The sequence below is a fragment of the Paenibacillus sp. FSL E2-0201 genome, from assembly GCF_037963325.1.
Classification (GTDB): domain Bacteria; phylum Bacillota; class Bacilli; order Paenibacillales; family Paenibacillaceae; genus Paenibacillus_AQ.
On sequence record NZ_CP150154.1, the window covers coordinates 243,230 to 256,247 of the forward strand.

Here is a 13,018-nt window from a genome sequence, read left to right on the forward strand (position 1 = left end):
TTAGCAGGCTTTCTCTAGTCCAGCCCAATCTCGCCCTTTACTTGAAGCTTTGCCTTCTTGCGCCAGTTGACTCCGATCACCCCGGCGATGATCATCACCGTACCGGTCCAATGATACCATTCCAGCTGTTCATTCAGCAGAAGCACGCCGCCAAGAATAGAGACAACCGTCGAAAGACTGCCGAAGATGCTCACGCGTGAAGCCTCCATTCGGGATAAAGCGTAGTTGGAGAGGAAGGAGGTCACGAGGGATGAGAGTACGCCGAGATAGATCATGGAGAATATGAACTTAGGCTCCTGAAAAGGTGTGAAATATTGATTCAAGGTTCCTGCTGAACCATGCTTAATGATTGATAGACCATTGAAAAATATAAATCCGAATAAAGTAATCATATAAGTGAGCTCTTTAGGACTCCAAGTTCGTGTCAGCTTTCGGGCCGCAACATTATAGCCGGCAAGGGATAGCGCTGAGATTAGGATGAGTAAGACGCCCCAGAGACTAGAGGAAGAAATACTCACACCCGGTATGGCAAAGATAAGAATGATACCTGCAACCGAGATTAAGGTGGAGATCTTTTGGAAGCCGCTTGTAGTTTCCTTTAAGAACATTGCCGCCAAAATAATGGTGAAGATGGGCATGGTCGCCTGAATAATACCCGCTACAGCTGATGTTGTATGCAGAAGTCCAAAGGCTTGGAGCGTAAAGTACAACGCTGGGTATAGTAGAGCAAGTGGGATGACCACTGCTGCCTTGGATATTCCAAACTTCACCCGCCCCCACCCTGGAAAAGTAAATAACGAAGCGGCGAGAAAAGATAACGTGAAACGATGAGCTAATGTATCGAATGGGTCCGAGACGGTTAGTGCCATTTTTACAAATATAAAAGAAAACCCGACAATAACAGCATTCAAGACAGCAGCTACTATCGCTTTTTGAGTAGAAGATATATTCATCAGTAAGACCTCCAAAGTGTTGCGCGCATTTAGGACCGGTCCTGTTATGTTCTTTATTCTAAGGCTAGAATAGCTGTGCTACAATGAAATTATTGTTCATCTGTACCGGTACAAAATAGACTCGGAGGAGGGTGAAGGAGATATATAAGTATTCGGAATTAATTAATGATCTGGAATTACAAATCGCAGAAGACACGTACCGAGAGGGTGACAAGCTGCCCTCTATTCGGGAGCTGGCACTGCGTTATGATTGCAATAAGAGCACAGTTATTCGTGCACTCCAAGACCTTCAAGATAAACATTTAATCTACGCTGCTTCAAAGAGCGGATATTATGTTATGAAACGAAGTGGGGAGCGGAAAGAAGAAGGTGCGCACTGGATTGATTTTGCGGCATCTGCACCGGACCCGGATATTTTCCCGTATCTGGATTTTCAACATTGTATTAATAAAGCGATTGATATGTACCGTAAGGATTTGTTTATCTATGGAACGCCGCAGGGGCTGCCGTCTCTTATCCGTGAAATGCAGCGACAACTGGCCTCTTACCAGGTGTTTGCTGATCCGAAGCAGATTTTCATCACCTCTGGCGTGCAGCAAGCGCTTGGGCTCTTGACCCGGATTCCTTTTCCGAATGGCAGGGAGCGTGTGCTGATTGAACAGCCGAGTTACCCGTTATTTATGGAGTATTTGAAGACGTACGGCATCGAGACCGAGGGAATACAGCGTTCGGATGACGGGGTGGATTTGAATGAATTAGAGCGTTTATTTAAAACAGGCGAGTTCAAGTTCTTCTATACCGTTCCGCGGTTTCATAACCCGCTCGGTGTTTCCTATACTCGTAATCAGAAGAAGGCGATTGCGCAGCTTGCAGCTACATACGATGTGTATATCGTAGAGGATGACTACATGGCAGATTTAGAGCAGGATGCGAAGCAAGATCCGATCTATGCTTATGACAATACTTCACATGTTATCTATTTAAAAAGCTTCTCCAAGATCATATTCCCAGGTCTGCGCGTTGGTGTGGCCGTACTTCCCGAGGTGCTCTGTGAGTCCTTTAACCGATTCAAAAGACTGATGGATATAGATAGCTCTATGCTGTCCCAAGCTGCTCTGGAGCTGTATTTAAAAAGCGGGATGTTTGAGCGCCATCGTAAAAAGATGCGTTCCTGCTACGGAAAAAGGTCCATGCTCCTCCATGATTCGATCGTGAGTGAGGTAAATGTAGCCTCTGAACAGTATTATTCCTATCGTCCTGCCAGTCAGTTAGGTGTGCATACATATCTGAAATTGGCGGATAACCTTAGAGCAGAGCAAATAATCAAACGGCTGCAAAAAAAGTCTATTCGAGTGGAGATGGCGGATAGCGGTTACCTGCCCTATTTTGCTAAAAAAGAGAGAATCCTAAAGCTCAACGTGTCTAGTGTAAAAGAGCCTGACATTCCCTCTGGCATTGAACAGGTCATTCGAGAAATAAGATAAAGTAGCGGTAATAGAGGCTATGACTAACTTTGGAGGAAAAATAAAAAAGCCTGCTAAAGTAGCAGACTTAAGGGAATGCGTTATATGAACTTCTAATCTTTCTCTGGCAATGGATATGGATGATTTCTCTTACTGATCTTCTACTATCTCTGACTGCCAGCCTAACTGTCTGCACATCTCGCTCATTTTGCGAATATTGAGTCTGGCTTCAATCTTGGTTAAGCCCAGTCTCATCGAAGTATCCGCAGCCCAGCGAAGTAAGTACACCAAGGTGTCAGCCTGCGCTTCTTTAGCTGCATAGTCTAATAGTACAAGGGTATTGTCCACAACACCTGCGCGTACATATCCCCAGTAGCTGCCATCAAATTGCTGTATAGTAAACAACTCGCGATCCTCTATAACTCCAACCTCTTCTAGCGGACTTTCCAGATGCTCCAGCCACTCTTTTTCAGAAGTGAAATGCAGTGTATATTGCGGAATATTCCACTCGGTAGTCTGGGTCGCGAGGTCGGTAAGCTGCTTGTTATTTTCTAAAGGAACCCATTTTTCCACGGGATGATCTAACGCTGCCGGAACGTCTACAACGATTTTCCAAGGTCTGTAGTTTACTTCTACGCCAATGGACCCTAGGATCTCAGGTACGCCGACACTTTCCAAACCTCTTTGCTTGGCGATCCGAATAAGTGCTCTCAAGGTATCCGGTGAACCCTTTGCAACATCATTACTATGCATGACTACAATGGTTCCATTTTCAAGTGTAGGTTCAACTCTGGCAACGATCTCGTCTGCAGAAATACCTGACCAATCTCCGCAATCAACGCCTTCAATATCCAGATAACCACCCCATTCTGTCAGCCAATCCAGATTCTCTTCCCGGAATGAGCAGTATGGAAAACGCATGAAGTTTGGAGACGGAAGACCTGTTGCGTCCTGATATGCCAGCTCGGTCAGCTTCAACTGCTCTAAGAATACGGCCTTTGGCACTTGAGCCATTCGCCGATGATGATACGTATGCGGAGCAAGTACATGACCACGGGAGAGGATTAGTCTCGCCTTATCAGGATGCTGCTCCATCCATTCCCCAGTGAAGAAAAAGGTGCCTACAGCCCCTTCCTCCTCCAAAACATCCAGCCACAATTCAACGGGAAGTTGGGAAGGTCCATCATCAAATGTAAACGCGCATAGTGCTTGGTTGATATCGCCTTTCCAAACCGCTTTAGCTGACATATTGACGCCTCTTTTCTATGGTTATTTGGTAAAGAAGTTCGGCAAGAACTCTTTATTGGCCTCCAGCATTTCATCCAGCATACGTACCGCTACATCTACAGATGGAACGAGTGGATGATGTACCATGGCCTGAAGAGCAAGTGCACGGTCACCGGTTACAGCGGCATCAATAGCTAGTTGCTCATAAGTTTTGACCGCATGAATGAGTCCCTTAGCCATCGGTGGAATCTTGGTCAGTGGTAGAGGCAGTGGACCGTTCTTAGTGACAACACAGTTGACTTCGATACTTGCATCTTCTGGAAGGAAGTCCAGTATGCCACGGTTAGCAACATTCAGGGTCTGGATGTCGTTTGATCCGTTATGGAGCGATCTCATGAGATTAACGGCCGCCTCTGAGTAGAAGGCACCGCCGCGTTGCTCCAGCTGTTTTGGTTTCTCGCTTAACTCCAGATTGGCGTATAGCTCAAATAGCTCTTCTTCTACGCGCTTCACGACTTCAGCACGATTGATGCCTTGCTTAAATGATTCCATCTGCTCTTCGAGCATGGCATCTGTCATATAGAAATATTTCAAATAGTAGGAAGGGACGGCACGAAGCGATTGTAAGAATTCAGGATTCCACTCTCGGGCAGGTACGTTCTTAGCACTGTAACCTTCTGTGAGCATGTCATCCAGCTTATCTTCACCTTCAACATCGATCCGAGTAATCCAGTGCAAGTGATTCAGACCCACAAATTCGGCATAAACACGGTCCGCAGCTACGTTATATTTGGCGGATACTTGCTTGATCAGACCGATAGGTGCGTTACAGAGACCGATACTCTTTACTTTGGAGTATTTCAGAACAGCCTCAGTGACCATTCCTGCAGGGTTGGTGAAATTGAGCAGCCAGGCGTTAGGAGCCAGCTCTTCGATGTCACGGCATACATCCAGAATGACAGGGATCGTACGCAGTGCTTTCATCATTCCACCAGGGCCCGTCGTTTCTTGACCGATAACACCATACTTAAGAGGAATAGACTCATCACGTGCGCGGGCATCGAGCATACCGACACGCATCTGAGTGCTGACGAAGTCTGCGCCTTCGATAGCCTTCCGGCGGTCTGTTGTAAGATGAACTTCAATCGGAAGCCCGGATTTCTCAACCATACGTTTAGCGAGATTTCCAACGATATTCAGCTTGCGGAGTCCAGGTTCAATGTCTACAAGCCAGAGTTCACGAACAGGAAGCTCCTTGTAATGAAGAATAAAACCCTCTACCAATTCGGGTGTATACGAAGAACCCCCACCGATAACTGCGATCTTTAATCCTTGTTTAGTTGCCAAGATCAATCACTCCTGTCTTATTAGTTTGTTGAATAGATTCATAGTCTTGGAATCCCCGCATTTTGTTAAAGGCTTCATTACTAAGGACTAGACCGTCTTGGTCCATCGCGGACCATACGGCACCTACTACAGGTTCTGTGGTAAGGGTTACCACAGTTGCTTGTGGAGCTGCGGCTAGTACAGCCTTCTCAATTGGTCCGCGAATCCAGCCGCGATCTCCACGGGTTAGCAGACTTCCTGCCAGAACCACATCGAAGGTATCCTGCTCCATGCCAAGCTTGTGTATGACTGCAGCAGCGGATTTTCCTAACTCAACGCCTTGCCGATTTAGAATCTCCAAGGCTACGGCATCTCCCTCAGCGGCTGCTTCAAAGAGCAAGCGTGCAGCATGTACAGGCACCTGTTTCCAATGATCGAGGAAATCATTAAACATATCCGCTACTTCCTCATAACCTAGCAAATTGAGCAGGAGACCGGTCAAGAGTGTAGGTTGTTCTCGTCCATCCCAAGCTCTAATGACAGAGCGAAAGACTTCAATGTTGAGTGCACCACCTCCGCCGAAATCCCCGTACATGTAGTCGAAGCCGCCACACTGATAGTGCTCTCCTTTCGGGTTTCTGCCTGCCGAATTAGTGCCCGTGCCACAGATTAGTGCAACTCCATAAGTGCGAGTCGTCCCTGCGCGTAATCCGATCATCGTGTCACAGTTGATTGTGTAATTGATAAATCCGATCTCGCGTATCATTGGGTGGAGAATGGCATAATCAGCCTCGCGATCGGCACCAGCAAGTCCTAGATAAGTGTGCTTGATGTCTTCTAATCGGAGTCCGGCTTCTGAGAGTGCTCCGAATGTGGCTTCTCGAATACTGTTGGCTGCCTCCTGGGCGCCAGTCTGGTGGTTACCGTTACCGCTCTTGCCTTTACCGAGAACATTACCAAGTTCATCGCATAGCAGAGCATAGGTTTTAGTACCTCCACCATCGATCCCTAAGTAGTAAGTCAAAGGTCATCACTCCTAGTGTATGGTATAGAATCTACTTGACTGCGGTAGATTCGCGTACAATAATTTTGGGGTCAATCCGCACGCCGGCTCCACGTTTCATCTTGCCGGAGATGCGTCTGAGCAGCATATCTGCGGCAGCCAGCCCGATTTTATCCGAAGGTTGACGTATCGTTGTAAGATATGGATGAAGCTGTGAAGCAATGTAATGATCATCATAGCCAATTACAGCTACCTCTTCGGGTACTCGAATGCCAGCTTCCATCAATGCGTTGATGACTCCAAGGGCGATATTGTCATCACCAGCGAATACTGCAGTAGGTAATTGTCCTTCATTTAGCCAACGCTTGCAGGTATCATATCCCATTCCAATATCGAAATCGCCATGCACAATCTCAAATGGAGTGAGATTTTTTTCTTCAAGCGCGTGCAGGAATCCAGCGCGTCGCTCCCGCGTACTGCGGAACATCTCCTGTCCACAGAGATGAGCGATTGACGTATGACCGAGTGATAACAGATGACTGGTAGCCATATATCCACCCTTGAAGTTGTCGATCGTGATGGAGTAGGTGTCATTTTCAGGCTTCTGATTATCTATCAACACATAAGGGATACCTCGTCGTTTCAATTCCACAATATAATTATCCTCTTCCACTGGAGACAGTAGAATCAAACCATCTACCCGATCCTCCTGAATCAGATAATGGCTATCATCCGATTCAATGCCTTTTGAGATGGATATGGCTAGATAATAACCGTGTAGCGCCAACACCTCATTTAGTTCTTTGACCACTGCATCGAAGAAGGAATCCTGCAAGGTGGTGACGATTAGACCGATGATTCCAGTCTTGCCGCTGGCCAAGCTCCGTGCCGCTGCATTAGGACGATAATCCAGCTCTTTAATGGCATCTAACACCTTCTGACGATTGTTTTCTCGTACCGATTCGGCTCCGTTTAGAACCCGGGATACGGTTACGACGGATAATCCGGATTTCTTAGCAACATCAAAAATACTAACCTTCATTTTAAGTTCTCCTTGCTTAAATATAAGCGCTTTAACTTTTGTCCAGATTATGATTATTCTCAAGTTTAAATGTAGTCTGTATGCATCCAAAAGTTTAAGCGCTTTAACTTTTGGATGCGCTTGTTAAATTCATCTTAGAGGATGACTTCTAATTAATCAATACTTATTTTGGATATGAAAGCGATATCGTAATTTACTAATTTGTGTGTAAGTATGTCAAATATGATGACATTCATTTGTGATTTTCGAGAGCGAGCGCTCGTGCTATGATTAGGCTTGATTATATTTTTTTAGAATCGAGGAAACTGAGTGACGACTAGACCCTACCTAAAAATGATCCAGCATTCCGTGAAATCCAGAGGTATCAGCTTTGAGGAAATCACACCGAATTTCGTATATAGAGCGACGGATGGAGTTCATTCGTTTGTAATGGTAGACGCGGAGATTGGTCTAAACAGCAGCGCTTCTACGATTATTGCCATGAGTAAATCTCTAACTTATGATGTCTTACGCAAAGCGAATATTCCGGCTGTAGAGCATGTCTATTTAGCACATCCGGACTCCAAATTCAGCAATTTAGACCCTTATCCAATAGCTAAGGATTATTTCCATAAGTGCAATGGAGAGGCTGTTGTGAAGCAAGATAACGGGGCACAGGGAAATCATGTGTACAAAATTAATGAGATAGCCGATCTGCACGAAAAGCTGAATTTATTATTTTCTTTACAGCTTAATGGGGCGATAGGCCCTTATTATGAAGCAGAGATAGAGTATAGAATCGTAACTTTTAATCATCTGGCGCGAGTATTCCTTGGGAAAAAAAGAGTTCATTCCTGGAAGCACAATTTGATTAATGGAGCTGTTACGATTGAGGTAAGTGATCAGGCCAAACGAGAGGCGCTGGCAGAGCTTGCTTCCCAGACCTCTAAAGCGATGGGCCTTGATTTCTGTTCCATAGATATCTTAGAGACAAATCAAGGCCTCAAGGTCATCGAAGTTAATCATAAGGTTATGTTAGATGAGTATTGTAAGCAGAACCCGAGCGAAGTGCCAGCTCTATCTGATCTTTATCGGGAAGTCATTCTCCGGCGCTTTGAGAAGCTATAAGCCGATATCGTGCAGCGATTGCCCGAATAATCGTTTGGCATTTCCGATGAAGGTTTGTGTGCCGACAATTACAATAATCTCGGAGGACGATCGAGCTTTTATGTGCGTAAGAGCATCCTCCAAATAGGGAAACTCAGAGCTTTTTTCGATAAAACGCTTGGCAACACGGAGTGCATCTGTAGGAAAAGAAAGATGACTGATGTCAGGCTTTGTGACGATCAATTGCTCCGAGACCGTACTCATCACTTCGATAACCCCAAGGTAATCTTTATCTTTAGGAACACCGATGATTGAAGTTACATCTCGACTGCGGTCGGGATTGACTAGTTGGATAAGCTCAGCCAAATAGGCTGCCGATTCCTTATGAATCGCTCCGTCAATAATCGTTAACGGATCATGACAGATCACCTCACAACGACCCGGCCATTGCAGTTTTGCAAAACAATTGATTACGAGCTCCCTATCCAGAGGACCGCCTGTAATATCCTCACATAGCACGACTGCAGTGGCGGCATTTAGAGCTTGAAATTGCCCCAATAACGGGATCGTTAAGGACGGGTAAATCGCTTGATTTGTCCGAACATCAAAAGTAGTTCCAATGGGTGTTATTGTAATAGAGTCAGCCCAGAACTGCTCCTCATAGTACTGTACAGAATTGGAGGTAAGGTTCTCCTTTATAGTCGCTAGTATGCTCGACTTCTGCCTGCTGATATAGGCTTTTGTAGCCTTGTTTTTGACGATTCCCAGCTTATGTAGCGTAATGCTATTCAGGTCAGGACCCAAATTAGCTACATGTTCTTCCATAATCGGAGTAATGACCGCCCAATCATTTTTCAGGACATTCGTGTCATCAAACCTTCCGCCTCTTCCGCATTCAATTACATTGAAATCGGTATGATTCTCCTTGAAGTACAACGCCGCTATAGCTAGACCTATCCCAACAGGACCTTGATATTCATCAGCACTAAGCTGATTTTCAATCGTTTGGAATCCCTCGTGAACCACATTTCCTAATCGTACAAAATTCTCTGTGGATATGGCCCGCCCGTTAATCCGAATTCTCTCGTTGAAATCGACCAGATGAGGGGAGGTGAACAAGCCCACTTTATAGCCTAGGTGACTTAACAAAGAAGAGATGAATCTGGAGGTGGAGCCTTTACCTTTACTGCCTGTGACTAGTATGTATTGTTGATCTCGATCCGGACTTCCGACTAGATCCAGCAAAGCTCTGGTTAATTCCGGTCTTCTAACTTGTTCATCCAAAGTTTCTGTGATGTTGTTAATGGCTCTTAGATAAGAGCTATAGATCATATCTTCTACCTGGGATTGTGAAGTGAATTTCACGATTATCGCTCCATTTAGTTAATTTTTGCTCGTTCTTCAGATAGCGTCGTGTAGATGATTATCGGAAGCAGTATCAGAGAAATAGCAATGGTCAGAGCGATGCTCCAGTTCAAATCCTTATACAGCTGAACTACAGTAAACAATAAAGCGATTACGGGCAAGACCAACTTGTTTAAGTGTTTTAAGAATAGGGAGTTCATGCTTCTCTTTACGGTAACCGATGTGCCGATACTGGGGATTTCCAGTTCATTCCGTGACAAAGCGGTGATTCCGATAAATAAGTGGCTGTCGATAAATTTAAGCTGCTCATTCTCCTCATTTAGCTTGATCAGTTGGGCTATATGCTCAGTGTCTATATCTAAGATGGGGACGGTGATTGTTTTGTTGTTATAGGTGACGACGATTTTGTCGGTCTCTTCCATACCCAGCAGCTTTCTAACATTGGGATGAATTCGGCATAGATTTTGATGTTCATCAAAAGGGTAGGGATGGCCTACTCTTAGTGTAAGCTCTCTTTTGCCAATAAAAAGATTTCCTAATGCGGTTAAAGGCCGTTTGATTCCCAGATGTATAAGTTTATGTATGCCTGGCTTGGACTGAGGACTTGTTCTTGCACGGGTAATAATTAGTTGATCATCCTCAGTGGCATGAGTCTCAAGCAGCAACATGATATATCTGTTGAAATACAGGGCATTCGGCTTGGCTGTGTCATCTTCTTTTAAAGTTAAGTTTACCCGAAAGCCATTTTTAGGATTAATAAGCTCGACATGGTTCGAATATTTACGGACAAGCGTTGGACAGGCTTTGACATAAGGCTTGGCAATCTCGTCCACTTTAGGAATTCCCCGAAGGATCGTGCTGTACTCAGGTTTGGTAATGGTTAATCCTGTTAGTGGGCAGTTTCCTAGCTTGTCCTTTGCTCTTTTCGACAATTGAATACTGCCTCTTGGGATATCACTTTTAGATAAAAGCAAACAGCTAACCTGAGCGCCATTCTCTGCTTTAAGCTCGACAAAGATATGGTGGACTAAGCCTAATTCGACTAACTCATCGGGGTTTATTGTGATTTCTTCCCGAGCTGTATAGCTCTGTTTCTCCAGTATAGTGAAGGTCTGCTCGATATTTATGTTAGGCGCCTCCCAATCGATTGATGATTTGTTCGAGGGAATGAATGGTTTTTTGGAATAAATCAAATGAATTCGGGTTACGATAATTTCGATTAATTTCAATCTGAAAACCTTGAACTAACAATTCTTTAGCCGAATACGAAGTGATCGTTCCGGGATGAGATGCAGAAAAGGTATGGTTTTGATGAACATTGGTAATACCATTATTGAAAAAAATACGTACGACTTCATTTATATTATTTTCCTGTATGGATGTTCCGTGTAATGTGCCTAAATCAATATCGAATTCTCTGTCTTTAGAAGCACCATGCAAGTCTATAACAAAGTTAATTTGATGCTCTTTGACAATTGTTCCAAGCGCAGCTTTATATTCTCCCCCAAGGATGTAATTTGGGTCTTCTTTGGAGAAGCTATTGGAATAAATACAGTGGCAATCTGTGAGCTTGTGTAACAGCAGCGCTAGCGAACCTGTATACATGTCTGCAGGTTTTACAGCATGTTCTCTATAGTGGTTAATGGCATGCGGAGCAGATACAAGTACGGGAAGGGTGCCAACTTCAATGGAGTAAGAGGGCTCTACCCCAATATCGCCAAAATAATTATTATTAGAGAATTGTAACTCATACTTTTCGATCAGAGATAAGATATGATATCACCTATTCCTATTTATTTTGAATCTATTATAACGTCTGAGGATTTGTGATGGCGATTTTTTCTAATAAAGTGGCTATTGAAATGTTGGAAACGGTGTGCTAATATTTCAATTGAAAACGTTACCGATAAGGATACCAGAAAAAAAGCGATCGTTACTTAAGTGAAATGAAAACGCTGACAACATTCTCGGTGGGTAATTTCGGAGACGTCTTTAAGCGAGGTAATTTAATAACAAGTACGAGGGGGAAGAAAAATGAAGAACATTAAAAAATATCTAGGGCTCATGTTGGTTATGTCTATGGTAGTAGTCTTGGCAGCAGGGTGCGGGAATAAAGAAAACAATACTGCATCTAATGATGGAAACGCTTCATCTGGTAAAAAAGGATCGGTTTACTTCTTAAACTTCAAGCCTGAAATTGCAGAAATATATGAAAAAATCGCTAAGGATTACGAAGCAGAGACAGGCGTTAAAGTAAAAGTCGTAACGGCTGCTGCAGGTACTTATGAAACCAAATTGAAATCTGAGATTTCTAAGTCAGATGCACCTACAATCTTCCAAATTAACGGACCTGTTGGTTATCAATCTTGGAAAGATTATACCTTGGATTTGAAGGATACTAAGCTGTACAGCTATCTGTCCGATAAAAGCTTGGCTGTAACAGAAGGTGAAGGCGTATATGGTATCCCTTACGTAGTTGAAGGCTACGGTATCATCTACAACGATGCAATCATGAAGAAATACTTTGCCTTGGCTGATAAAGCTGTATCCATCTCTTCCACGACTGAAATCAATAATTTCGAGACCTTGAAAGCAGTAGTAGAAGATATGACTGCTAAAAAAGATCAACTGGGTATTAAGGGTGTATTTGCTTCCACTTCCCTCGCTGCTGGTGAGCAATGGAGATGGCAGACTCACTTGGCTAACTTGCCGCTGTACTATGAATTCAAAGACAACACTGAGTTTGATAACACCGTACTTGCGGGTTTAGCTTCTAAAGAAGTTGAATTCAAATATAACGATAAATTCAAAAACATTTTCGATCTTTACATCAAAAACTCTGTGACTAAAGAAGCGCTTCTAGGTAGTAAATCTGTAGCTGATTCCATGGCTGAGTTCGCACTGGGTAATGCAGCTATGGTTCAAAACGGTAACTGGGCTTGGTCACAAATCAATGATGTAGACGGTAACGTAGTTAAAGCTGAAGAGATCAAATTCTTGCCTATCTACACAGGTATGGAAGGCGAGGAAAAACAAGGTCTGGCTGTAGGTACAGAAAACTATTTGGCAATCAACAGCAAAGCATCTGCTGAGAATCAACAAGCTTCTATCGCATTCTTGGAATGGTTGTTCTCCAGTGAAAAAGGTAAAGCTTATGTAACGAATGACTTAGGTTTCATCGCTCCATTCAACACTTTCGAAGATAGCGAAAAACCAGCAGACCCACTGGCTAAAGAAGTGTCCGCTTGGATGGAAAAAGATCTGACTTCCGTAGCTTGGACATTTGCAGCATTCCCAAGTGAAGAGTTCAAAAATGTCTTTGGTGATGCGCTCTTGCAGTACGCTCAAGGTAACAAAACTTGGGATGAAGTTGTAACGATCTTCAAGGACACTTGGAAGGCTGAAAAAGCAAAATAATAAAGGCATGGAAAGATGATTGAATATCCCTCAGTTGTTATATAGATACAAGCTTAGTGCCACTAGGTTCCTTAGGGACTTCAGTGGCACTAAGCAACAATTCGAGTGAATTTGATTACATCTGTTTAATCATTTT

General features: G+C 43.9%; 11 protein-coding genes. 3 read left to right on the top strand and 8 right to left on the bottom strand.

The window, feature by feature from the left end; genetic code table 11:
- Positions 1 to 14: 14 nt before the first annotated feature.
- A complete protein-coding gene (locus NSU15_RS01155; protein WP_042123399.1) occupies positions 15 to 953 on the bottom strand; it encodes a DMT family transporter in 939 nt (312 codons plus the stop codon).
- A gap of 140 nt (positions 954 to 1,093) precedes the next feature.
- On the opposite strand from NSU15_RS01155, the gene NSU15_RS01160 reads away from it, so the two are divergent.
- Positions 1,094 to 2,437, top strand: a complete 1,344-nt coding sequence (locus NSU15_RS01160) for a PLP-dependent aminotransferase family protein (RefSeq protein ID WP_339291201.1) — start codon at positions 1,094 to 1,096, stop codon at positions 2,435 to 2,437.
- Between the two features lie 129 nt (positions 2,438 to 2,566).
- On the opposite strand, the gene NSU15_RS01165 is transcribed toward NSU15_RS01160, so the two are convergent.
- Genes NSU15_RS01165 through NSU15_RS01180 form a run of 4 tightly spaced genes read right to left on the bottom strand, consistent with a single transcriptional unit; the run spans position 2,567 to position 7,014 of the window.
- Positions 2,567 to 3,664, bottom strand: a complete 1,098-nt coding sequence (locus tag NSU15_RS01165; RefSeq protein WP_339288811.1) for a polysaccharide deacetylase family protein — start codon at positions 3,662 to 3,664, stop codon at positions 2,567 to 2,569.
- A 21-nt stretch (positions 3,665 to 3,685) separates the two neighbouring features.
- Positions 3,686 to 4,990 carry a 6-phospho-beta-glucosidase gene (locus tag NSU15_RS01170; RefSeq protein ID WP_339288812.1) on the bottom strand — a complete coding sequence of 435 codons (1,305 nt, stop codon included), beginning with the start codon at positions 4,988 to 4,990 and terminating at the stop codon, positions 3,686 to 3,688.
- Positions 4,980 to 5,993 (bottom strand): BadF/BadG/BcrA/BcrD ATPase family protein, encoded by a 1,014-nt coding sequence (locus NSU15_RS01175; protein ID WP_339288813.1) that lies wholly within the window; start codon positions 5,991 to 5,993, stop codon positions 4,980 to 4,982. The genes NSU15_RS01170 and NSU15_RS01175 overlap by 11 nt, the downstream gene beginning before the upstream one ends.
- A 31-nt stretch (positions 5,994 to 6,024) precedes the next feature.
- Positions 6,025 to 7,014, bottom strand: coding sequence for a LacI family DNA-binding transcriptional regulator (locus NSU15_RS01180; protein WP_042123408.1), 990 nt, complete (start codon positions 7,012 to 7,014; stop codon positions 6,025 to 6,027).
- Positions 7,015 to 7,362: 348 nt separating this feature from the next.
- Between NSU15_RS01180 and NSU15_RS01185 the strand changes: the two genes are divergently transcribed.
- Positions 7,363 to 8,121: a hypothetical protein gene (locus tag NSU15_RS01185; RefSeq protein ID WP_339288815.1), complete on the top strand. Its 759-nt coding sequence runs from the start codon at positions 7,363 to 7,365 to the stop codon at positions 8,119 to 8,121.
- On the opposite strand, the gene NSU15_RS01190 is transcribed toward NSU15_RS01185, so the two are convergent.
- The 3 genes from NSU15_RS01190 to NSU15_RS01200 are packed head-to-tail and all read right to left on the bottom strand — an operon-like array spanning position 8,116 to position 11,070.
- Positions 8,116 to 9,465, bottom strand: coding sequence for a Mur ligase family protein (locus NSU15_RS01190; RefSeq protein ID WP_339288816.1), 1,350 nt, complete (start codon positions 9,463 to 9,465; stop codon positions 8,116 to 8,118). The two genes, NSU15_RS01185 and NSU15_RS01190, sit on opposite strands and share 6 nt — an antisense overlap.
- 14 nt (positions 9,466 to 9,479) lie before the next feature.
- Positions 9,480 to 10,694 carry a hypothetical protein gene (locus NSU15_RS01195; protein ID WP_339288817.1) on the bottom strand — a complete coding sequence of 405 codons (1,215 nt, stop codon included), beginning with the start codon at positions 10,692 to 10,694 and terminating at the stop codon, positions 9,480 to 9,482.
- Positions 10,594 to 11,070 carry a hypothetical protein gene (locus tag NSU15_RS01200; protein WP_052414414.1) on the bottom strand — a complete coding sequence of 159 codons (477 nt, stop codon included), beginning with the start codon at positions 11,068 to 11,070 and terminating at the stop codon, positions 10,594 to 10,596. Before NSU15_RS01200 ends, NSU15_RS01195 begins: the two co-directional genes overlap by 101 nt.
- A 429-nt stretch (positions 11,071 to 11,499) precedes the next feature.
- On the opposite strand from NSU15_RS01200, the gene NSU15_RS01205 reads away from it, so the two are divergent.
- Complete coding sequence (locus tag NSU15_RS01205; protein ID WP_076116403.1) at positions 11,500 to 12,882, top strand: ABC transporter substrate-binding protein; 1,383 nt, start codon at positions 11,500 to 11,502, stop codon at positions 12,880 to 12,882.
- Positions 12,883 to 13,018 lie beyond the last annotated feature (136 nt).

Coding starts and splice junctions, on each gene's coding strand:
- NSU15_RS01155 (WP_042123399.1), bottom strand. CDS start 953: ATGAATATATCTTCTACTCAAAAAGCGATAGTAGCTGCTGTCTTGAAT.
- NSU15_RS01165 (WP_339288811.1), bottom strand. CDS start 3,664: ATGTCAGCTAAAGCGGTTTGGAAAGGCGATATCAACCAAGCACTATGC.
- NSU15_RS01180 (WP_042123408.1), bottom strand. CDS start 7,014: ATGAAGGTTAGTATTTTTGATGTTGCTAAGAAATCCGGATTATCCGTC.
- NSU15_RS01200 (WP_052414414.1), bottom strand. CDS start 11,070: ATGTATACAGGTTCGCTAGCGCTGCTGTTACACAAGCTCACAGATTGC.
- NSU15_RS01205 (WP_076116403.1), top strand. CDS start 11,500: ATGAAGAACATTAAAAAATATCTAGGGCTCATGTTGGTTATGTCTATG.